This window comes from Nocardia sp. NPDC058519 (genome assembly GCF_042719755.1).
Lineage (GTDB): Bacteria > Actinomycetota > Actinomycetes > Mycobacteriales > Mycobacteriaceae > Nocardia.
In genome coordinates this window covers 22,071-42,591 of the sequence record NZ_JBHXNK010000018.1, presented here as the reverse complement: position 1 = coordinate 42,591, position 20,521 = coordinate 22,071, and the positions used below count along the sequence as shown (strand labels likewise).

At 67.6% G+C, this 20,521-nt stretch carries 20 protein-coding genes; 13 read left to right on the top strand and 7 right to left on the bottom strand.

The features are described from left to right. Positions 1-94: 94 nt before the first annotated feature. Genes ACFWPK_RS20300 through ACFWPK_RS20290 form a run of 3 tightly spaced genes read left to right on the top strand, consistent with a single transcriptional unit; the run spans position 95 to position 3,142 of the window. On the top strand, positions 95-868 hold the full coding sequence (locus ACFWPK_RS20300) for a helix-turn-helix domain-containing protein (protein ID WP_378917956.1): 774 nt from the start codon (positions 95-97) through the stop codon (positions 866-868). Between the two features lie 43 nt (positions 869-911). Further along, positions 912-1,553 carry a TetR/AcrR family transcriptional regulator gene (locus tag ACFWPK_RS20295; RefSeq protein ID WP_378917954.1) on the top strand — a complete coding sequence of 214 codons (642 nt, stop codon included), beginning with the start codon at positions 912-914 and terminating at the stop codon, positions 1,551-1,553. Next, entirely contained in the window at positions 1,550-3,142 is a 1,593-nt protein-coding gene (locus ACFWPK_RS20290; protein WP_378917951.1) for an MDR family MFS transporter, read from the top strand. The genes ACFWPK_RS20295 and ACFWPK_RS20290 overlap by 4 nt, the downstream gene beginning before the upstream one ends. Positions 3,143-3,202: 60 nt before the next feature. Here ACFWPK_RS20290 and ACFWPK_RS20285 read toward each other — a convergent pair whose 3' ends face one another. Further along, complete coding sequence (locus ACFWPK_RS20285) at positions 3,203-4,039, bottom strand: SDR family oxidoreductase (protein ID WP_378917949.1); 837 nt, start codon at positions 4,037-4,039, stop codon at positions 3,203-3,205. Positions 4,040-4,167: 128 nt separating this feature from the next. Between ACFWPK_RS20285 and ACFWPK_RS20280 the strand changes: the two genes are divergently transcribed. After that, positions 4,168-4,647 (top strand): MarR family winged helix-turn-helix transcriptional regulator, encoded by a 480-nt coding sequence (locus tag ACFWPK_RS20280; RefSeq protein WP_378917947.1) that lies wholly within the window; start codon positions 4,168-4,170, stop codon positions 4,645-4,647. Positions 4,648-4,711: 64 nt separating this feature from the next. On the opposite strand, the gene ACFWPK_RS20275 is transcribed toward ACFWPK_RS20280, so the two are convergent. Further along, the gene (locus tag ACFWPK_RS20275) at positions 4,712-5,080 is read right to left on the bottom strand and encodes a winged helix-turn-helix transcriptional regulator (protein ID WP_378917944.1); all 369 of its coding nucleotides are present in this window, start codon (positions 5,078-5,080) and stop codon (positions 4,712-4,714) included. 96 nt (positions 5,081-5,176) lie between these two features. Between ACFWPK_RS20275 and ACFWPK_RS20270 the strand changes: the two genes are divergently transcribed. Beyond that, entirely contained in the window at positions 5,177-5,527 is a 351-nt protein-coding gene (locus ACFWPK_RS20270) for a DoxX family protein (RefSeq protein WP_378917942.1), read from the top strand. 18 nt (positions 5,528-5,545) lie between these two features. Here the strand turns inward: ACFWPK_RS20270 and ACFWPK_RS20265 are convergent, their stop codons facing one another. From ACFWPK_RS20265 to ACFWPK_RS20250, 4 genes are read right to left on the bottom strand one after another with little or no spacing between them, the layout of a single operon-like run. Then, positions 5,546-6,472, bottom strand: a complete 927-nt coding sequence (locus ACFWPK_RS20265) for a TAXI family TRAP transporter solute-binding subunit (protein WP_378917940.1) — start codon at positions 6,470-6,472, stop codon at positions 5,546-5,548. Beyond that, on the bottom strand, positions 6,469-7,941 hold the full coding sequence (locus ACFWPK_RS20260; protein ID WP_378917938.1) for a sensor histidine kinase: 1,473 nt from the start codon (positions 7,939-7,941) through the stop codon (positions 6,469-6,471). Before ACFWPK_RS20260 ends, ACFWPK_RS20265 begins: the two co-directional genes overlap by 4 nt. Before the next feature lie 16 nt (positions 7,942-7,957). Further along, positions 7,958-8,617, bottom strand: a complete 660-nt coding sequence (locus ACFWPK_RS20255) for a response regulator transcription factor (RefSeq protein ID WP_378917936.1) — start codon at positions 8,615-8,617, stop codon at positions 7,958-7,960. A gap of 46 nt (positions 8,618-8,663) precedes the next feature. Next, positions 8,664-10,034, bottom strand: coding sequence for an MFS transporter (locus tag ACFWPK_RS20250; RefSeq protein WP_378917934.1), 1,371 nt, complete (start codon positions 10,032-10,034; stop codon positions 8,664-8,666). A 157-nt stretch (positions 10,035-10,191) separates the two neighbouring features. On the opposite strand from ACFWPK_RS20250, the gene ACFWPK_RS20245 reads away from it, so the two are divergent. Both ACFWPK_RS20245 and ACFWPK_RS20240 read left to right on the top strand, forming a co-directional pair. Then, complete coding sequence (locus tag ACFWPK_RS20245) at positions 10,192-10,674, top strand: nuclear transport factor 2 family protein (protein ID WP_378917932.1); 483 nt, start codon at positions 10,192-10,194, stop codon at positions 10,672-10,674. A gap of 124 nt (positions 10,675-10,798) precedes the next feature. After that, a complete protein-coding gene (locus tag ACFWPK_RS20240) occupies positions 10,799-12,022 on the top strand; it encodes a cytochrome P450 (protein WP_378917930.1) in 1,224 nt (407 codons plus the stop codon). 1 nt (position 12,023) lies between these two features. Here ACFWPK_RS20240 and ACFWPK_RS20235 read toward each other — a convergent pair whose 3' ends face one another. Next, a complete protein-coding gene (locus ACFWPK_RS20235; protein ID WP_378917929.1) occupies positions 12,024-12,782 on the bottom strand; it encodes a lipocalin-like domain-containing protein in 759 nt (252 codons plus the stop codon). Positions 12,783-13,130: 348 nt separating this feature from the next. On the opposite strand from ACFWPK_RS20235, the gene ACFWPK_RS20230 reads away from it, so the two are divergent. The 6 genes from ACFWPK_RS20230 to ACFWPK_RS20205 all read left to right on the top strand — a co-directional run bounded on the left by ACFWPK_RS20230 (position 13,131) and on the right by ACFWPK_RS20205 (position 20,465). Next, on the top strand, positions 13,131-13,574 hold the full coding sequence (locus ACFWPK_RS20230; protein WP_378917926.1) for a pyridoxamine 5'-phosphate oxidase family protein: 444 nt from the start codon (positions 13,131-13,133) through the stop codon (positions 13,572-13,574). Between the two features lie 93 nt (positions 13,575-13,667). Next, positions 13,668-16,754 (top strand): amino acid adenylation domain-containing protein, encoded by a 3,087-nt coding sequence (locus ACFWPK_RS20225; protein ID WP_378917924.1) that lies wholly within the window; start codon positions 13,668-13,670, stop codon positions 16,752-16,754. Further along, positions 16,751-17,956, top strand: coding sequence for a cytochrome P450 (locus ACFWPK_RS20220; protein WP_378917922.1), 1,206 nt, complete (start codon positions 16,751-16,753; stop codon positions 17,954-17,956). Before ACFWPK_RS20225 ends, ACFWPK_RS20220 begins: the two co-directional genes overlap by 4 nt. Positions 17,957-18,004: 48 nt before the next feature. Then, entirely contained in the window at positions 18,005-19,219 is a 1,215-nt protein-coding gene (locus ACFWPK_RS20215) for a cytochrome P450 (protein WP_378917920.1), read from the top strand. 206 nt (positions 19,220-19,425) lie between these two features. Beyond that, positions 19,426-19,650: a hypothetical protein gene (locus ACFWPK_RS20210; protein ID WP_378917919.1), complete on the top strand. Its 225-nt coding sequence runs from the start codon at positions 19,426-19,428 to the stop codon at positions 19,648-19,650. 101 nt (positions 19,651-19,751) lie between these two features. Beyond that, entirely contained in the window at positions 19,752-20,465 is a 714-nt protein-coding gene (locus ACFWPK_RS20205; RefSeq protein ID WP_378917917.1) for a class I SAM-dependent methyltransferase, read from the top strand. Positions 20,466-20,521 lie beyond the last annotated feature (56 nt).

Sequence of the window (20,521 nt, the reverse complement as noted above, 5' to 3'; positions counted from 1 at the left end):
GTTGTTGCCCACTCAGCATTCAGTCCGGACCATGCCCCGGTCTTGAAGATCTTTGCGGGGTCGACGTGTCGTAGCCCCGGCGTACGGTCGGCCCATGCTGTGCGCCGTTCCCCTTGCCGCCCGGCCGGACTTCACCGTGACCACCGTGACCTGCCATGCCGACCACACCCGATGGTCGGCGCCGGAGGCGTGCGGTGATCACCGCCTCGTTCTCGTGCGGCGCGGCAGGTTCCGGCGTCGAGCCGACGGGGTCGACGCCGACTTGGACCCCACCCTCGGTTATCTCGGCGCCCCCGGGGAGGAAGAACGGTTCGCACACCCCGCCGGTGGCGACATCTGCACCTCGGTGAGCATCGCGCCCGAGTTCTGGGAAGGACCGGCGACCGCGCGATCGGTATACATCGACGCGCGCGTCGAGCTCGCCCACCACAGGCTGCTCGGCGCCGCCGCCGTCGGCGATATCGACTACGCGCTGACCGAGGAACTGCTCCGGCTCGTCGCTGTGGCCACCGGCCGGTCGGCCCCGCGTCCCCGTCCGGCAGACCAGGCGATGGTCACCGCCGCGCGCCACGCGATCCTCGCCGGTACGCCGGAAGCCGCAGGGTTGCGGTCGCTGGCAGGGCTGCTCATGGTCTCGCCGTACCGGCTGAGCCGGGTGTTCTCGCAACACATGGGCGTCTCACTGACCCACTACCGCAACCGAGTACGCGTCGGCCACGCCATCGATCGGCTCACCGGCGGCGAAACCGGCCTCGCCGATCTCGCCGCCGACCTCGGTTTCGCCGACCAGCCCCACCTGACCCGGACCATCCGCGAGCACCTCGGCCACACTCCTGTCGCGCTGCGCCGACTACTCAGCCCGCAATGATTGCAGTTTCTGAAATATTGCAGTTTGTGCTAATTTTTCAGGTGTGACTCGGGATACGGTCGAGCAGGCCGCGGTCGGTCTGCGCGAACAGAAGAAGCGACGGACCCTGCTCGACCTCTGCCTCGCCGCACGGCGGTTGGCGGTCGAGCACGGGCTGGATGCGACGAATGTCGACGACATCGCCAAATCGGTGGGTGTCTCCTCGCGCACCTTCTTCAACTACTACGACACCAAGCTCGACGCGGTGGTCGGCCCGATCGAGGAGATAGGCACGCCCGAAGCCCGGCGGCAATTCGTCGCAGGCGGTCCGACCGGCGTGCTCATCGAAGATCTCACCTGGCTGCACGCCGCGGGCTTCCAGCCGGAAAGCGAAGTGCGCGAGGGGATCTCGCTGGTCACCAAACTGGTCATGGCCGAGCCGAGGGTGCTCGCCGCGTTCATCGCCTCCGGTGCCCGGATGGAGGCCGCCACCGCCGAGCTCCTCTCGGCCCGGCTCGGGGCCGATGTCGCCCCCGAATTCGCCTCGCTCACCGCGGGAATCATGACGACCATCACGACGCGGGCGGCGATGTCGCTGGCCGCGGACCCGAACGGGTCGCTGGCCGCAGCGCTGCACGAGCACTGCGCCATGGCCGCCCGGCTGTTCGATCGGCCGGACGACAGCACAAGGGAGATGCTTCGATGACCACGACGGCCGATTCGCCGCCCACCCCGATCGTCTTGACCCAGAAGCGGATCTGGCTGATCTTCTCCGCGCTGATCGCGGGCATGTTCCTGGCCAGCCTCGATCAGATGATCGTCGGCACCGCGATGCCGACCATCGTCGGCGAACTCGGCGGGGTCTCCCACATGGCCTGGACCGCCACGTCGTATCTGCTCGCCACCACCATCGTGATGCCGATCTACGGAAAACTCGGCGACATGTTCGGCAGGCGCTGGCTGTTCCTGTTCGCGATCACCGTCTTCACCGCCGCGTCGATCGGCGCCGCCGCCTCGACCGGGTTCTGGGAGTTCATCGCCTTCCGCGGCCTGCAGGGTGTCGGTGGCGGTGGGCTGATGATCCTGGCGCAGGCCATCATCGCCGACGTGGTGCCCGCCAAGGACCGCGGCAAGTACATGGCTCCGATGGGTGCCGTTTTCGGCATCACCTCGGTCGCCGGACCGCTGCTCGGCGGCCTGTTCGCCGACCACCTCGACTGGCGCTGGTGCTTCTGGATCAATGTGCCGATCGGTATCGCCGCGCTGTTCATCGCCTTCCGCTACCTGAACATCCCCAGCCACCGGCCCAAGTTCAGGCCCGACTACCTCGGCATCGTGCTCATGTCGAGCGCGACCACCTTGCTGATCCTGATCACCGACTGGGGCGGCAAGCAGTACGAGTGGGGCTCGACGGTGATGGTGTCGATGATCGCCGCTTTCGTCGTGGTGGTCGCGGCCTTCGTTTTCGTCGAGTCGCGGGCCGCGGAGCCGATGCTGCCGCTGTGGCTGTTCCGCAATCGCACCTTCGTGCTGACCTCGCTGATCGGATTCCTCGTCGGCCTGGTGATGTTCGCGGCGATCGGCTTCATCCCGACCTACCTGCAGATGGCCAGCGGAACCTCCGCCTCGGTGTCGGGCCTGCTGCTCATCCCGATGATGGTCGGCATGATGCTCACGTTGATCACCTCGATGAACGCGATCACCAAAACCGGCCGCTACCGGGTGTATCCGCCGATCGGCGCCGCGCTCATCGGCATCGACATGCTGTGGCTCACCCGCCTGGACGCGAACACCTCGATGTGGCTGGTCTCGGCCATGCTGTTCGTCATGGGCGCGGGCCTGGGCCTGATCATGCAGATCATCGTGCTCGTGGTGCAGAACGCGGTGGCGCCCGACCAGATCGGCACCGCGACCAGCGCGAACAACTACTTCCGCGAGATGGGTGGCGCGCTGGGCATCGCGATCTTCGGTTCCATCTTCACCAGCAGGCTGACCGAGAATCTCACCGGCGCGTTCCAGGCGAACTGGCAGGAAGCGATGGCGGCGAAAATCGACCCGAGCGCGCTGATCCCCTCGGTGGTCAAGAACCTGCCGGACAAGCTGCACGACGCGATCGTCGGCGCCTACGTCGACGCGCTGGTCCCCGGGTTCTGGTACCTGATCCCCGGTGCGGTGCTCGCGTTCGGGCTCGCGTTGTTCATCCCGCACCTGAAGCTCTCCGACGAAGCGGGCATGGTCGCGCGCGGTGAAGCGGTGATGGCCGAGGAGACGCCGGAACTGGTCAAGGAGGGCTGAGCGGGCGGTCTCGGCGGCGAGCCACGGTCAGGTGGCACGCCGCCGAGCGCGATCGTGTGATCAGGAATCCTGATGTGCGGCATCGAGCAGCGGCTGTCCGATGACACCCATCGCTTGCGATGCCCCACCGAGCACCCACCCGCCGTCCGCGGGCAGCACAACGCCGGAGATGAAGTCGGCGAGCGGAGACGCGAGGAATCGACAGACATTGGCAACGTCACGGGGAGTTCCGTAGCGGCGCAGCGGCACGCTGTTGGTGACCAGGGCGCGATCCTGCTCGGTCGGCGCCAATCTGGCCATTCCCTCGGTGCCATCGATCGGGCCAGGAATCACACCGTTGACGCGAACCCCGTACGGGCCCCACTCCAGCGCAAGGACCTTGGTGAGCATGTCGACGCCTGCTTTGGCGGCACACACGTGCGCCTGGGTGATCGTCGGCAACTCCGACTGCGGTGCCGAGATATTGATGACCGAGGCGCCCGGCTTGCGGAGGAATCGGTAGCTCGCGCGCAGGACGTTGTAGGTGCCGAGCAGGTCGATGTCGACCACCGACTTGAACCCGTTGGCGGACATGCCGAGGGCGGCGGCGGGGAAGTTGCCCGCCGCACCGGAGATCATCACGTCGAAGTCGCCGAACTGCTGATGCACCGATTCCAGGACTGCCTCGGTCGCGCTGTAGTCGCGGACGTCGGCGCTACCGCCGAGCGCTTCGGCGCCGAGTGCGCGAAGCCGTTCGACCGCCGCGTCGACCTTGTCGGCGGAGCGGCTGAGTACCGCGACCCGGGCACCCGCCCGCGCGAAGTCCTCGGCCACACCGAGATTGATGCCGCTGGTGCCGCCTGCGACGACGACGACCTTGTCGGTCAAGTCGATCTTCTGGATGAATTCTGACTCCATGCCGGGCAGACTATCAGTAGTAGGAACTATTACTGGTTACGATTATCGGGGACTGTGGTTGTCGATGGAGGGTGTGGTCCCGACTACTATCGGTCTGCTGTCCAGTCCAGAAATCGAGGTTTCCGCCAGTGACCGAACCGTTGATCCCGGAGATGGTCGCCGACCACACCACCTGCCTGCTGATCAAGCTCGGGCAGGTGATGTTCCGCGTGAGCGAGGATCGGCTCGCCACACTGGGTCTGCGGACGAGGCACTTCATGATCTTGAAGGTGCTGGCGGGCGACAAGGCGAGTTCTCAGCTCGAACTCGGAACGCGGTTGCGGATCGACTCGACCACGATGGTTGCCGCGATCGACCATCTGGAGGCAGCCGGGCTCGCCGCCAGGATTCGCGATCACCGCGACCGCCGGCGGTTTCTCATCGAGATCACCGAGCAGGGGATGAGCACGGTCGAGCAGGCCGACGAGCTCGTCCGCACGCTGAACAACGACCTGCTCGACGGTCTCGACCCGGACGAGCGCACCAACTTGCATCAAGCGCTGCTGGCGCTGAATTCCGGCGAGGCGTTGCCGCTGGCCTACGATGCTGTGCGCCAACGCAGATGGTGATCTGGCCACTGTCCATCCCTGCCGACCGCCTCATCGATGGCGAAGTGTCCGTACCGCTGTCGCGCTAGGCGCCGTTCGCTTCAGCCGCTTCATGGAAGTCAACGATCGCTTCACCGTGGGATCTCGCCCATTCGGTCAGTTTCGTGATGGGCTCCTCGAGGGTGCGCCCCAACTCGGTCAGGCTGTATTCCACCCGTGGTGGGGCTTCGGCGTAGGTGTGCCGCTCGACCAGTCCGTTGGCCTGGAGCCTGCGCAGCGTCTGCGTGAGGACTTTGCGCGAGACGCCGCCGATCAACTCGACCAGCTCGCCGTGCCGTAGCGGGCCGTCGATCAGCGCGAAGAGCGTGACCACGGCCCATTTGCTGGCGATGATCTCGATGGCCAGCCGGGCGGGGCAGTCGGCGAGGAGGACGGTTCCGGGGCGAAGGCTCATGAGTCGAAAGGTACCAATAGGTACCTATCGGCTGCCTAGCGTCGGAGGGATGCAGAGCACTCTGCAAACGTCTCGTCGAACAGTTGAGGTTTCGCCATGTTCATCACCTATGCCGTTGTCGCCGTACTCATGTCGGTGGTGCTACTGGCCTCGGCCGGTGCCAAATTCACCCGGCCGAAGCGGCTCGTCGACCAGATGTCCACCCTCGGCCTGCCCTACCGCATGTTGCCGTTGCTCGGCGTCGCGCAGATCGCCGGTGCGGGCGGCCTCGTCATCGGACTCTGGTGGGGGCCGCTCGGGATAGCCGCCGCGGTGGGCCTTGCGCTCTACTTCATCGGCGCGGTCGCCACACACCTGCGCGTCAGCGACTACCAGGGCACGCTCCCGGCGGCCGTCCTCGCGATTGTCGCGATCGTCCTCATCGCAGTACGGGCCGCGACCCTCTGACCGCCACGGAGATTCGGTTCAACCGTGCCAACGGCGATAGACCTCGACGGCGCCCGGGTGTAGCGGGACGGTTCCGGTGCCGATCAGGAATCGGCCGTCGAGGAACTGCGTGCCTGCGGCCTCGGCGGGGACGAGGCTGTCGGCGTGCCCGACCAGCAGGTCGACGATGGCGGATGCGGTCTCGTCGGGCAGGGTCGCGGCGGCGAGCAGCAGGTTGGCGACGCCGATGGTGTGGATCGCCGGGCCTGCTGGATAGGCGTCGGCGGGGATGGCGACCCGGTCGTAGACGGGGCCGTACTGTTCTCGCATCGGCGAGGCGAGGGCGCCGAGGTCGATCAGTCGCATCGGGTCGGGCACGGTGAGCGCGGCGGTGGGCACGCCGCCCGCCCACAGCAACGCGTCGATGGTGCCGTCCGTTAGTGCCTGTGCGGCGTCACGGAGGGGACGATGCTCGACCACGACATCGGCGGCGGGATCGAGACCGGCAGTCGCCAGCAGCCGCCGACCGGTGACCGCGGCGCCCGAGCCCGCGGCGCCGAGATTGACTCGGCGTCCGCGCAAGTCGGTGACCTCGTGGATCGGGCTCTCGGTGCGGACCGCCAGCTGCAGGTAGTTCTCGTACACGCGACCGAGGGCCACCACTCGACCCCCGAAGTCGCTTGCCGAATCCGCCAGGGCGAGTGCCATGTCGACATCGCCGTCGGCGACCATCCGCAGATTCTGTTGCGATCCAGCGGTTTCCACCGGCTCGATGCGCAGGGTGCCGGTTTCGTTCGCGGCCGCGGCGGCCAGGAGTCGAGCGAAGGCGTAGTAGAAGCCGCCGTCCTCGCCCGAGGCCAGGCGCACCGTCACCGAATCATTTGTGCCACAACCGAACACGCCCGCCGATGCGAGCGCGGCCAGGGCCAGCATCCGGCGACGTGACATCGGCGAGCCGTCCTTCATCGTGCCACCATGGGCACACCGACTGCCACGGCGAGGCCGTGCGGCCGCACCGCCTCGACCGTCAAAGTCCCGCCCCGCGCCTTGGCCAACGCCTGCGCGATCGACAGTCCCAGCCCCGTTCCGCCCGCGGCCGCGGTCGTGCCGCGGAAGAACCGGGCGGTGAGTTTGTCGAGTTCCTCCGGCGGGACACCTGTCCCGTCATCGGCGATCCGGACCGTCACCCATCCCGGCTCGACCGTCACACCGACGACCGTGTGCGCGCCGGATCCCGCGTACCGGCACGAATTGCTCAGCGCCACATCGAGAATCTGGGCGAGAGCCGCCGAACTGATCGCGGCCCATGTACCTGTCTCGTTGCTCGGCGGCAGTGTGTGAACAGGCGTCGCCGAGACGTCATCGCCGGGCTCGGGGGAGTGGTCGGCGGGTGCCGAGGTCAGCCGAACTCCGGCCTCGTCGAACGCTGATGCCCATGCGTCGATGCGGTCGGCCGCTACCTGCGCCGGGTCACAGTGTTCCTCGGTGGATGCCGCGGTACCGAAGGACGCGGGCGCCTGTGCCACGGCCAGTTCCAGCAGATCGTCGAGGAGCGCGGTCAGCCGTTCCACTTCCGCGGTCGCACCGCGAAAGGTCGTCGACGCACGGTCGGGGACGGCGTATTCCAGCGAGTCGAGTCGAATCGACAAGGCGGCGAGGGGATTTCGCATGGCGTGCGCGGTATCGGCGACGAGCTGGTGTTGCGCGTCGGCGGAATCGGCGACGGCGGTGGCCATGGCGTCGACGGATTCGGCGAGGGCCCGGATTTCGGGTGGGCCGCCGTATCGTCTGGTGATCGGTGCGGGGGTGCGGCCGCGCGGCTTGGGCAGTGTCGCGGTGAGTTCGGCGACCGCGTCCGACATCGCGGCGAGCGGGCGCAGCACCCATCGACTGAGGACCAGCGCCAGCAGCATGAAGACGACCATCGCGCCGAGCGCGCCCAGCGCGATCACGGCCCACACCCTGGCGATCGCCGCGCGCGCCGCAGCGGTCGACGCCTCGATGACGACAGCGCCGTTCACCTGCACGCCGGTGCCGACGGGACGCGCGATGAGCATGACCGGTGCGCTCCACGGCGTCAGCCGATTCACCTGCTGCGGGCGCTGATTACGGCGAGCCGCGGCCACCGCGGCGCTGATCCGCGGATCGCTCATCTCGACCCCGGAGTTGACGATCGGCGCCCCGCGCGCGTCGACGACCAGCACGTTCTCCCCGAACAGCTCGTGGTAGCGGCCGACCTCGTCGGCGAGCGCCCGCCCGCCGCCCGCCGACGCGGCCGCGTCGGCGAGGGTCGCGAAACGGTCGGCGTCACCGGAACGGCCGAGCACGAGCTGCTGGGTCCGGCTGGTGGCGGCGGTCAGCGACAACGGAATCGCGAAGGCCAGCACCGCGAGCGCCGCGAAGACGGTGAGCGCGGTCAGCAGTCTGCGGCGCATGCTCGTCCTCCGGTGCTCACGCGCCCCACCGATAGCCGTAGCCGCGAATGGTGGTGATCAGTCCTGGCCGGTTCAGTTTGGCGCGCAGTCCGGTCATGTGGACGTCGAGCGATCGTGAGACCGCGACGAACGCATCGCCCCAGATCCGGTCCATCAGCTGCTGCCTGCTCACGGCGGCGCCGGGCCGTTCCACCAGCACCTCGACGAGCTCGAATTCCTTCTGGGTCAGCGCGATCGGGGCGCCGCCCACCTCGACCACCCGGGCGCGCAGATCTACCCGGACATCACCGGTGACGACCTCGGTCCTGGCCTGCTGGGCGACGGCTGCCGCGCGGCGCAGCACCGTCTCCAGCCGCGCCATGAGCTCGGCGATCCGCGGTGGCTTGACCACATAGTCGTCGGCTCCGCCGCGCAGGCCGCGCACGATGGAGCGTTCATCGCTGCGGGCGGTGAGGATCAGCACCGGGATGGTGCTGACCTCGCGCAGCTGACGCAGGATCTGCAACCCATCCGCATCGGGCAGGCCGAGGTCGAGGAGCACGGCGTCGTAGCCTCGGTGGGCGATGAGCAAGTCGGCGCCACGGCGCATGCGCTCGGCCCGGTAGCCGCGCGCGGTGAGCGCCTCTACCAGGGCATCGCCCACTCCGTCGTCGTCCTCGACTACCGCCAGCCGCACGCGCCGATCCTCCCACAGCGGAAGGATCGGCCCGTGTTCCGGACGGTCAGGCACGCACGGTGGCCATCGCCCGCTCCGGCTCGACCGCATCGGCATCGACGGCGACTTCAGCGTCGATGGTCGACTCGGCCGAGGTCTCTCGCATGAAGTAGTACGTGATCAGCGAGATGGCGATACATCCGGCGACGTAGAAGAAGTACAGGGACTCGAGGCCCGCCTTCTTCAGCGCGAGGGCGATCATCTCGGCGGTGCCACCGAAGATGGCGACGGTCAGCGCGTACGGCAGACCGACACCGAGCGCGCGGATCTTGGTGGGGAACAGCTCGGCCTTCACAATCGAGTTGATCGAGGTGTAGCCGGTGACGATCACCAGTGCGAGCATCATCAGGCCGAAGGCCGCGAACGCGTTGGAGGTTTTCGCGAGGATCGTCATGATCGGCACCGTCAGCACGGTGCCGGAGACACCGAAGAAGATGAGCAGTTTGCGGCGCCCGATCCGGTCCGACAGACCACCCGCGATCGGCTGGAGCACCACGAAGATCAGCAGCGCGACGAAGTTGATCCAGGCCACGGTGTCCTTGGAGATGCCCGAGGTATTGATCATGAACTTCTGCATGTAGGTCGTGTAGGTGTAGAAGGCCACGGTTCCGCCCAAGGTCAGGCCGACCACCAGCAGGCATTCCCTGGGGTATTGCAGCAGGACCCGCAGCGAACCGCGTGAACTGCTCGTGGCCGCTTCGGCGGTCCCGTTCTCGGCCGCGGCGGCCTTGAACGAGTCCGATTCATCCATGCCGCGTCGCAGCAGCATCACCACGATCGCGCCACCGGAGCCGATCAGGAACGGAATGCGCCAGCCCCAGCTGTACATCTGCTCGGACGAGAGCATCTGCTGCAGCACGATCTGCACCCCGAGCGCGACGAGCTGGCCCGCGACCAGCGTCACGTACTGGAAGCTCGAGTAGAAGCCGCGCTTGCCCGGTGACGCCACCTCCGACAAGTAGGTGGCGCTGGTGGCGTATTCGCCGCCGACTGACAGTCCTTGCAGCAGCCGCGCCATCAGCAGCAACACCGGCGCCGCGATGCCGATGGTCTGGAAGCTGGGTGTCACCGCGATCATCAGCGAACCCGCGGCCATCACCGTCACCGAGAGGGTGAGGGCGGAGCGGCGGCCGAACCGGTCGGCGTAGCGTCCGAGCGCCCAGCCGCCGATCGGGCGCATGATGAACCCGACCGCGAACACCGCCGCTGTCGACAGCAGCTGTGCTGTGGGGTCGCCGTCCGGGAAGAACGCCTTCGCGAAGTACACGCTGAACGCGGCGTAGACGTACCAGTCGTACCATTCGACGAGGTTGCCGATCGAACCGCGCAGCACGTTCGCCACTACTCGCCGTTCACCACCGGCCTGTGTCGTTGTCACCTTGGACTCTCCTCTATCGGCGCGGCAATGCGCCGTCGGAGACCACTGTGTCGGCTGTCACAAGCCGAACGGAAGCCGCGCGGGCGGTTCCTAACCTTCCCTTAGGGCGATCCCGTAACCACCACGCCAGATCTAGAACACGTTCTACAATTCGGCGATGGACCTTGTCGCTATCGAGGAGATCAAGCGCCTCAAGCACCGCTACTTCCGCACGCTCGACCTCAAGCTGTGGGACGAGTTCGCGGACTGCCTCGCCGAGGACATCTCCGCGCGCTACGGCACCCAGGCCATGGACAAACCGCTGCACTACGACAATCGGGCCGACGTCGTGTCGTTCATGGAGCAGAACCTCGGTCCCGGGATCGTCACGGTCCACATCGCCAACCATCCCGAGATCGATGTCGACGGTGACACCGCGAGGGGTTCCTGGGCGTTCGAGGACACCGTCCTCGTGCCGGGCGCCGAGATCCAGATCCGTGGCGGCGGGTACTACGTCGACACCTATCGCCGCGACCCGGACGGCGCGTGGCGGATCTCCTCGACGCAGTACGAGCGCATCTACGAGGCCTTGACCTCGCTGGCGGATTTCCCGAGCTTCAAACTGCTCGCCAACCGCTGGGATCCGTCGCTCGAGCACTGACCGGTTCGAACTGTCGTCCCCTGAGGCAGCCCGGCGATCCAGGGTCGGTTTTCCCACCAATGGTGAAACATGTTGCGGTACTGTCGATTACGGGACAGGGGTCCCCGGTATCGAGGAGGATGTCATGAAACCGATCGTGCTGGATTCGACCGGTGCCGACATCCAAGGCGAGTCGGCGCGCATTCAGCAGCGCGGCCCGGTGGCGCTGGTCGAGCTGCCCGGTGGCGTGCCCGCCTGGTCGGTCACCGATCAGGCGATCCTGCGAAGCCTGCTCGCCGACCCTCGGGTGTCGAAGGACCCTCGCCAGCACTGGATGTCGTTCATCAACGGCGAGATCACCGAGGCGTGGCCGCTGCTGCCGTGGGTGGCCGTCGACAGCATGTTCACCGCCTACGGCGTCGATCACCGCAGGCTGCGCAGGCTGGTCTCCCCGGCATTCGCTCATCGCCGCACTACCGCACTGCGTCCGCGGATCGCCGAGATCACCGAGGGCCTGCTCGACGGGCTGGCCGCCACACCTGCCGGCGCGCCGGTGGATCTGCGTGACCGCTTCGCCTACCCGGTGCCGATCCGGGTCATCACCGAGCTGGTGGGTGTGCCCGATGATCTGGGGCCTGCGATGCACAAGTGTGTCGACGGTTTCTTCGACGGCTCGTTCACGGCCGAGCAGGCGCAGGCCAACTACCTCGAAATGTACCGGCTGGTCAGCGAACTCGTCGCTTACCGTCGTGCGCATCCGGGTGATGACGTCACCAGTGTGCTGATCGCCACGCGCGACGAGGACGACTCCCATCTGTCCGAGAAGGAGCTCGTCGACACCTTGATGCTGGTCATCAACGCCGGTCACGAGACCACGGTCAATCTGCTCGACCAGGCGATCGTCGCCCTGCTCACCCATCCCGAGCAGCGTGCCGCGGTGGCCACGGGCGAGGTCTCATGGGCGGACGTGGTGGAAGAAACGCTGCGCTTCCAGGCGCCGGTGGCGCACCTGCCGCTGCGGTACGCGGTCGAGGACATCGACATCGCGGGCGGGTACCGAATCGGCAAAGGTGAGGCCATCTTGGCTTCCTATGCGGGTGCCAGTCGTGACCCGAAGGTGCACGGCGCCAACGCTGCCGAGTTCGACCCCACCCGCGCCACCCGCGAGCAGCACCTCGCCTTCGGCCACGGAGCACACCACTGCCTCGGCGCACCGCTGGCCCGCCTCGAAGCCGCTGTCGCGTTGCCTGCGCTGTTCGACCGATTCCCGCACATGCGCCTGGCCACTAGCCCGGACGAGTTGGCGCCGGTGCCCAGTTTCATCTCCAACGGGCACGCCACCGTTCCGGTGCTCCTGCACGCGGACTAGATCACCTGCCAGCGCCTTGTCCGCCGTGCCCGGCCAAGGCTCCGATCTGGTCGGCCAGCCCGTTCAGCACCGTCTCGCGGGAGATCGGTGGACGGCTGAGGACGTAGCGCACCTGGCACGAGCAGCCCGACGTAGTGCTGGCGCTGGTGCGAGCCCACGTGCGGGGGAGGCGCCGAGCCCCGATCCCGCCGAGTTCGAGGTGGCCGCGCAAGCGCGCCGGATGGACGAGGAGCGTCGCCTCAGGGCCGAGCTCGGCCGGGTCCGCCGGACCGTGTTCGATCCGCTGATCGCCCTGGTGCAGGACTACACCGTCTATCGCGAAAACCAGCGCTACCACCTGGATTACATCCTCGACCATCTGCGCCAGCTCTTCCACGAGCCGATCGGTGTCATCGACAGCTCGCTCGCGGCCAGCTCGGTCGTCTTGCCGTTCGGCTCGATAGGTGCCGCGCTGTAGGTCGGTGACGGCCATGTGGTGTGCGTAGCCGTCGAGTCCCCAGGCTGGGTGATTCTTGAACAATGTCGACTGGATGCCGTACTCCCGGACATTCCCGCTCGGGTCTTTGCCCTTCAAATGCGCTGTGACGTACCACCATTCCATCTGCTTGCTGTGGCTGGATTCGTTCTCGGCGACGAATTGGGCTGGTGTCTGCGCTGCGGCCTGGCCTGACACGCTGATCGACAACGCGATTGCGAGTCCGGCGACGAGTACGCGAATCAGGCCGGGGCGCCGGGATCGCTGGGACCGGGAAATGAACAATGGAGCCTCCTTCGGGGCGAACACGCACAAAGTAATCGCCGCCGAAGTTCGACTACAATTCGCATTCGCGATCGTCGGCGACCCGCACCGCACCGCCTGAATCGCCAGATCAACGCAATGATTTGCCACAACCGGCGACGCCACAGCGACGTTTCGTCGAAAGGTGCTCGTGTTTCGGGCGCGCCGCCGTTTCGCAAGCAAATGGTGATTCGTTCGTATGGCATGATCGAAACGGTTTCCAGTAATGTCACCATCCTGACCGGTTCGATGAGTCGTTGATTAATTGTGATCGTTGGCGCCGCCACCGGAAAATGACACCTCAGGAGCCCCCGACAAATGCTGCCTGCCATGTCCCACGACGAGCGCGAACAATTCCTCGCCGCCCCCCGCGTCGGCATTCTCGGAGTCACCGACCACAGAGATGGCGCCCGTGCTCCTCTGGTGATACCGGTCTGGTACGGCTACGAGCCGACGGGTGAGATCGTGGTCGAGATAGGCCGCGAGACGATCAAGGCCCAATTGCTGCGTGCCGCCGGTCGGTTCAGCCTTTGTGTGCAGGACGAGCGGCCGCCGTACCGGTATGTCAGTGTCGAGGGACCCGTGACGGCCGTCGAGGACCCGATCGACCCGGACGTGCGCGAGGCCCTCGCCCAGCGCTATCTGGACCCTGAGCAGGCGCGGGCCTATCTGGCGGCGACCGCGGACCAGCTCGAGCAAGACATCGCCATCCGGATGCGCCCGCAGCGCTGGCGCACCGCCGACTTCGCCGCTTTCGCAGCCGACTTCGCGTAAGTCGGCGCCGAAGCGGGTCGCGACGACCGCACCGGCTGAACAGCACACCGCACGCACCGAGCAACCGAAGCCGTACGAACGGAGAAGGACTTGGTGACCTACATCGATGATGCGTCACGCCGGCGTGACGCATCCCCGACCCCGGCCGACGGACCGTTGCCCGCCTATCCGCGCGACGCGTGCATACCGGAGCTGTTCCAGGCGCAGGCAGCCCTCCGACCCGACGCGCCCGCGGCCCGGCACCGTGGGCGCGCCCTGACCTATGGGCAGCTGGCCGCCCGGGCCGAGGACTTGGCCGTGCGGCTGCTCGCTCAGGGCATCGAGCCGGGCGAGCTGGTCGGGGTCTGCGGGAGCCGCTCACTGGAGGCACTGGTCGCGCTGCTCGGCATCCTCGCGGCGGGTTGCGTGTACGTACCACTCGACGAGGACCTACCACCGGCTCGGTTGCGGGCCATGGCCGAGGATGCGGGACTGCGGGCCGCCGTCGTCCTCCCCGGCAGCGCGCGTCGCGTGCGCGGGCTGCGCGTGAGCATCCGGCTCGACGACGACGCGCCGGGCAGCGACATTCGCGCACCGCGGCGAAGGCAAGTCCGTGCCGCCTCCGCCGCTGATCCCGCCTACGTCGTTTTCACCTCCGGCACAACCGGTCGCCCCAAGCCGGTGGCCGTTCCGCACCGGGGCGTGGTCCGGCTCGTCCTGTCCGACCACCGACTGCCCTCGCCCGGGCCCGGCGACGGAGTCCTGCACGCCTACGGGTTGTCCTCCGATGCCTCGACGATCGAGATCTGGAGCGCGCTGCTCACCGGCGCGTGCCTGGTCATCGCGGACCGGGAAGAACTGCTCTCGCCCACCGCCCTGGCGGAGCTACTTCGCGCGCGGGATGTGACGTTCGCGTACCTGACGACGAGCGTCTTCCATCTCGTCGCCCGCACCCGCCCCGAGGCGCTGGCCGGGCTGCGGTTCGTCTCGGCAGGCGGGGAGGCGATGGACCCGCCGCTGGCGAATGCCGTCCTCGCGGCCTGCCCCGGCACCACCGTGGTCAACTTCTACGGGCCGACCGAGAATTCGGTGGTCTCCACCGCCCACGTGCTGCACCCGCTGCCCGAGGACGCGACGCACGTTCCTCTCGGGCGCCCCTTCGGCGCCTCCACCTGTCACGTCGTGCGGGCCGATGGTTCGGTCGCCGCGCCCGGGGAAGAGGGTGAGCTCTACGTCGGCGGGGACGGGCTGGCCCTCGGCTACCTCGGCGACCCGCAGTTGACGGCCGAGCGATTCGTGCGGCTGCCCGCGGTGGAACCCGGTGAGCTGCTGTACCGGACCGGCGATCGGGCGGTGTGGGTTGACGGTCTGCTGGAGTTTCGTGGGCGGCTGGATCGTCAGGTGAAGTTACGCGGCGCGCGTGTGGAACTCGACGAAGTGGAGGCCCGATTGCGGGCGCACCCGGCGGTCGGGGAGGCCGTCGTCGAGGCCGCGGACGGGGCGCTGACCGCATACGTCACCGCCGCACGGCCGGGCTGCGCACTGCCGCTGCAGGAGTTGCGCTCGTACTGCGCGCAGTGGCTGCCGCCGCAGGCCGTGCCGGTGCTGGTGCCCCTCGGCCGTTTCCCGGTGACCAGCGGTGGCAAGGTGGACCGTGCCCGGCTGCTGGCCGGTGCCGCCGCGGTGGAGACGGCGGAGCAGGCAGCGGTCGATGGGGTGCTCGGCGTCCTCACTCAGGTGTGGCACCAGGTGCTGCGCGTGCGCCCCACGCCGCGCGACGACTTCTTCCTCCTCGGCGGCGACTCCCTGCTCGCCTCCGAGGCCGTCACCCGCACCCTCGCCGTCCTGAACCTCGACGCCGCCAAAGGCTCCGCCCTGATCCGGGCGCTGCTGAGCGCACGCACGCTGGAGGGCTACGCGGCTGCCGTCGGCCTGGTGTGCGACGGCACCATCGCGGCCGCCGAGCAGGTCGTCGACTTCGCGAGGGAGACCGAGCTCGGCTTCGACCTGCCCTCGGCCCATGGCCCGGACCCGCGCCCACACGCACCTCGGGAGGTGTTGCTCACGGGCGCTTCAGGTTTCGTCGGTGCCTTCCTCCTCGACCGGCTACTGCGTTCGACGTCGGCGCGTGTCCACTGTCCGGTGCGAGCGGTCGGCCGGGCGCGCGCCGAGCAGCGGGTGCGCACGGCGCTCGCCCGTTATGGTTTGCGTCCGGAGGCGGCGGCGTGGCATCGGGTGGAGTGCTTTCCCGGCGACCTGACCGAGCCACTGCTCGGCCTGTCGCAGGCGCACGCGCAGGAGCTGGCCCGCACCCTGGACTTGGTGGTGCACAACGGCGCCCACGTCAACTTCCTCTATCCCTACGCGGAGTTGCGCGCGGCGAATGTGGACGGCACCCGCGAGGTCGTCCGGATCGCGGCGCCACGTCGGGTGCCGGTGCACTTCATCTCGACGGTCGCCGTCGTCGCCGGGTTCGGCGCGGCAGGGGTCCGCGAAGTGGCCGAGGATCTGCCGTTGGCCCACGCGGACGGACTCACCATGGGCTACGCGGAGAGCAAGTGGGTCGCCGAGGGCCTGCTGCGGCAGGCGGCGGAGCAGGGTCTGCCGGTGGCGGTGTACCGGCCGTACGAGGTGACAGGCGACCGGACACACGGCGTGTGCAACACCGAGACAGCCATCTGCTCGCTGTTCAAGACTATCGCCGAGACCGGGCTCGCCCCGGACATCGAGCTGCCCATGGACTTCGTGCCAGTGGACCACCTCGCCGAGGCCGTCGTCCACATCGCCACCCACCAGCCCGCCGAGGGTCGGGTCCATCACCTCACCAATGCCCGCCGGGCCATGCTCTCGGACGTCCTCGACCGGATGCGAGCGGCCGGCTTCGTGCTGCGGACGCTGCCCTACGAGCAATGGGTCGGCGAGCTGGTGCGCCATGTCGCCGAGCATCCGACCAGCGCGACAGCCCCGTTCGTGTCCCTGTGCGTCGACCGCAGCCGCACGGCGGACATGTCCGTCAAGGAGATGTACCTCGAGAACACGTTCCCCAAACTGGGGCGGGCCAACACCGAGGCGGCACTATCGGGCAGCGGACTGCATTGTCCACCAGTGGATTCCGTACTGCTGGACCGCTACCTGGAGTACCTGTTCACCTCCGGCTTCCTGGCGCGCCCCGCCGCGGAGCCTTCGGTGACCAGCGCATGAGTGAGGCGGTTGCCGGAGTACCGGCCGTCGAGCCCGGCACCGCCGGACCACCGTGCGAGTATGCCGAGCTGCGCATCGAAAAGCCCGTCGTCCGAACACAATTGCCCAACGGCGAGAGTGGCTGGCTGCTCAGCCGCTATGCCGATGTGCGTGCCGCGTTCGCCGATCCCCGGTTGGAACGGCCGCTACTGTCGGCGTGGCCGCTGCGCGAGGGGGACCCGGCGCCACCGCCGTGCCTGCCGACGTTCCTCGAGATGACCGGAGCGCACCACGAGCGGGTGCGGCGCGCGGTCCTGCCGCTGTTCGGCCGGCGGCGGCTCGAGTTCATGGGACCGCGGATCCGGGCCATGGCGGAGGAACTGATCGACACGATGGTGGCGGGGGCCGCGGACGGTACCGCGGATCTCGTCGCCTCCTACGTCGAGCCCCTCCCGCTGCGGGTGCTGTGCGAGACCACCGGACTGCCGCACGAGGACCGCGACATCTACCTGCCGCACACCCTCACCCTGCTCGGCGCGTCGGGGGTGCCGATGGCGGAGGTACTGGCGGCGCTGTACGCGCTGCAGGACTATGCGACCGCGCTCATCGCACGCAAGGAGCAGGAGGGTGCGGGCGAGGACTACATCCTTCTGCTACTCGCCGAAAGCCGTTCCCCTGGTAGCGAATTGACTCGCGACGACGTCGTCAGCTTCGTCGTCACGATGCTCATGGCCGGTTACAAGACCAACATGCAGCACACGGGCAACGCCCTGCTCGCCCTGCTCACCCACCCCGGTGCGCTGCGGCGGCTGCGCGCGGAGCCGTCGGGGATCGGCACGGCGGTGGAGGAGTTGCTGCGGTATGTGCCGCTGATGAACGCGATCAACATCCTCGTCGCGAAGGAGGACTTCACGTTGCACGATCAGCATATTCGCGCCGGTGACGCGGTCGTCCCCGTGCCCGCGTCGGCCAATCGCGATCCCTCGGCGTTCGCCGAACCCGACCGACTCGACCTGACCAGGTCGCCCAACGCGCATGTCGCGTTCGGGCACGGACCGCACATGTGCACCGGTGGCCACCTGACGCGGCTTCAGCTCGCCACCACGATCCAGGTGCTGCTGGAGCGGCTGCCCGGCATCGAGCTCGCGGTGCCGGTCGATGCGATTCCCTGGGACGAGTCGACCCCGCTGCGCGCTCCGGCACGGCTGCCTGTGCGCTGGTGACCGGTCGAACGACCGTCAACGATTTCAGGAGAGAGAGGCCTGCCCACCGTGACCGAATCCGACCGAGGACGTCCTGCGGGAAGCGTCGATTCCCGCTATCCGTTCAGCACCAAGGGCGACCGCATCGCCCCGGAACTCACCGACTTACAGAGCCGATGTCCCGTAGCCCGGGTCGGCACCAACTCCGGTGGCGAGGCATGGCTGGTCACCAGCTACGAACTGACCAAGCACGTGCTGCGCGACCGGGCGTTCGCCCGCTCCGTGCTGGCCGAGGCCGACAGTCCGGCGCAGGACACTCCGGTTCTGGCGCCCGAGTTGCTCGACGTGATGCACCACCTCGAGCGGGCCGGGCTGCGCGAGGAGGTGCTGCGGGCGCTCGGCCGCAACCAGCCCGATCTACCCGCCGCCTGGGTCGCCGAGATCACCAGGGACGGCTTGGAAGCCATGGTCGAGGAGGGCCCTCCGGGCGATCTGCAGCGCTACTTCGCGGAGTGGGTCGCCGGGCAGTGCCTGTGCCGACTGCTCGGCCTGCCCTTCGAGGACCACAGGTGGCTCGCCGAACGAGCCGACACGGACCTGACGATGGTGACGTATTCCCAGGAGGAGCTCGCCCGCAACTGGGAGGAGATCCGCGCCTATATGCAGGCGCACATGGCCGCCCGCCGCCCCGGCGAGCCGCGCGGCCTGGCGGACCGCCTCGCCGATCTCAACGCCCGACAGCACGGGCTGACCGATCGCCAGTTGTCGAACATCGTCGTGGTCCTGTTCGTCAGCGGCTATGAGGATTTCGCGGGCTTTCTGGGAGTAGGGGCGCTCAACCTCCTGCAGCGGCCCGAGGTGATCGGGGCGGTACGGGCCCGACCGGAGACAATGCCGCAGTGCGTGGAGGAACTGCTGCGGTACAGCGTCGTGCTGGGCAATGCGATCCCGCGCTACGTCACCCGGGACGCGGAGTTGGGTTCGGTGTCCGTCGAGGAAGGCGACCTGGTGTTGTTGTCGCTGGACGCGGTCAACGTCGACCCGGCCGCGTTCGCCGATCCCGGCGTCTTCGACGCGACGCGCTCGCCCAACCCGCATCTGCGCTTCGGTTACGGCCGTCATCACTGTCCGGGTGCGCATTTGGTCCGCTGCCAATCCGGCACGGCATTCCGGGTCCTGCTCGACCGCCTGCCCGGCATCCGGCTGACGGTGCCGGTGTCGGAGGTGCCATGGCATCCCAACCGGATGGCGATCATGCCCGCCGCAATCCCGGTCGATTGGTGAGGATTTCGGCCGAATTTCGGCCACTTCGTCGGTTATGCCGCCAGGAATGGAGTCGTGGATGTTTTCATTGTTCGCTACGTTATGTCTATGTGGCCAGAAATTCACAGAAAATAGGAGCTGACCCTATTCGGCATCGTGTTAAGTTTATGCCGCAAGTATGCAGTCTCCGAAATGTAGTACACGACTACGAATTTGAGGAGCATTACATGCGGTTCGTCAAGACAAGTGCTTTCGCTGTCGCCTTTGCCGCTGTGTCGGTTTTCGGGGCGGGAATGGCGCAGGCCGCCACCGTCGAGGTGACCGGTGAACTATTGGGTTGCGCTTTCGAAGCAGGCGTGTCCAATGAAACGATTGTCGAATTGACCCGCAATCTGGGCGGGAGCACCGAACTCTCGGCGACAGCAGCAGCCGAACTCGAGGGCTGTCTCTAGCAGTCCCGATATCTGCGGGTCCGGTCCGGCTACTGGGAAGCAGTAGCCGGACCGGACCGACTTGTTCTCGCTGGTCGACGCCTATCGAGAGGAACGCCGAGATGTACGAGGGCGAGCTCGCCGAAATCTACGACTGCGTCCAGGCGGACCGAGGCAAGGACTATGCGGGTGAGGCCCGGCTTGTCGCGGATCTCGTCCGGGCCCGCAACCCCGAGGCAGAGTCCGTACTGGACGTTGCCTCAGGGACCGGTAGCCACCTGCGTTATCTACGTGCGGACTTCCCGGACGCGGCCGGCTTGGACCAGTCGCCGGAAATGATCGCGGTGGCCGAGCGGCACATACCCGAGATCACCATGCACCAGGGTGACATGCGGAACTTCGATCTCGGGCGCACGTTCGACGTCGTCACGGTGATGTACAGCTGCATCGCCTACACGGACGACTACCCCGACCTGGTGCGGGCGCTGGCCACTCTGGGGCGGCACCTCGACCCCGGCGGAGTGTTGGTGATCGAGCCGTGGGCGTTCCCGGACTCTGTCGCTGTCGACGACCTGGCCACGGATCTGATTCAGAACGACGAAGGTGCGGTAACCCGCTTCTCCCATGCCGTGCGGGAAGAAGACGCGGTCGTGATGACCGTGCACTACCTGGTCGCGACTCCGGAGCGCGGAATCCGCCACCTCACCGACCGACATCGGCTGGCGCTCTTCACCCGCGAGCAGTACCTCGCGGCGTTCGCGGCTGCGGGGTGTCCGGCGGAGTTCGTACGGCCGGAGCCGTTCGGCCTCGGCTTGTTCGTCGGTGTGAAACAGTGACCGAAACAGCCCCAGCTGGGATCGGCTGGGGTTGTTCGTTCTTCGGCTGAGGTGAC

What these genes read in the sequence shown, in the direction of transcription:
- ACFWPK_RS20300 (WP_378917956.1), top strand. Translation starts at nt 95, where the DNA reads ATGCTGTGCGCCGTTCCCCTTGCCGCCCGGCCGGACTTCACCGTGACC.
- ACFWPK_RS20290 (WP_378917951.1), top strand. Translation starts at nt 1,550, where the DNA reads ATGACCACGACGGCCGATTCGCCGCCCACCCCGATCGTCTTGACCCAG.
- ACFWPK_RS20285 (WP_378917949.1), bottom strand. Translation starts at nt 4,039, where the DNA reads ATGGAGTCAGAATTCATCCAGAAGATCGACTTGACCGACAAGGTCGTC.
- ACFWPK_RS20275 (WP_378917944.1), bottom strand. Translation starts at nt 5,080, where the DNA reads ATGAGCCTTCGCCCCGGAACCGTCCTCCTCGCCGACTGCCCCGCCCGG.
- ACFWPK_RS20270 (WP_378917942.1), top strand. Translation starts at nt 5,177, where the DNA reads ATGTTCATCACCTATGCCGTTGTCGCCGTACTCATGTCGGTGGTGCTA.
- ACFWPK_RS20265 (WP_378917940.1), bottom strand. Translation starts at nt 6,472, where the DNA reads ATGAAGGACGGCTCGCCGATGTCACGTCGCCGGATGCTGGCCCTGGCC.
- ACFWPK_RS20260 (WP_378917938.1), bottom strand. Translation starts at nt 7,941, where the DNA reads ATGCGCCGCAGACTGCTGACCGCGCTCACCGTCTTCGCGGCGCTCGCG.
- ACFWPK_RS20245 (WP_378917932.1), top strand. Translation starts at nt 10,192, where the DNA reads ATGGACCTTGTCGCTATCGAGGAGATCAAGCGCCTCAAGCACCGCTAC.
- ACFWPK_RS20240 (WP_378917930.1), top strand. Translation starts at nt 10,799, where the DNA reads ATGAAACCGATCGTGCTGGATTCGACCGGTGCCGACATCCAAGGCGAG.
- ACFWPK_RS20230 (WP_378917926.1), top strand. Translation starts at nt 13,131, where the DNA reads ATGTCCCACGACGAGCGCGAACAATTCCTCGCCGCCCCCCGCGTCGGC.
- ACFWPK_RS20220 (WP_378917922.1), top strand. Translation starts at nt 16,751, where the DNA reads ATGAGTGAGGCGGTTGCCGGAGTACCGGCCGTCGAGCCCGGCACCGCC.
- ACFWPK_RS20210 (WP_378917919.1), top strand. Translation starts at nt 19,426, where the DNA reads ATGCGGTTCGTCAAGACAAGTGCTTTCGCTGTCGCCTTTGCCGCTGTG.
- ACFWPK_RS20205 (WP_378917917.1), top strand. Translation starts at nt 19,752, where the DNA reads ATGTACGAGGGCGAGCTCGCCGAAATCTACGACTGCGTCCAGGCGGAC.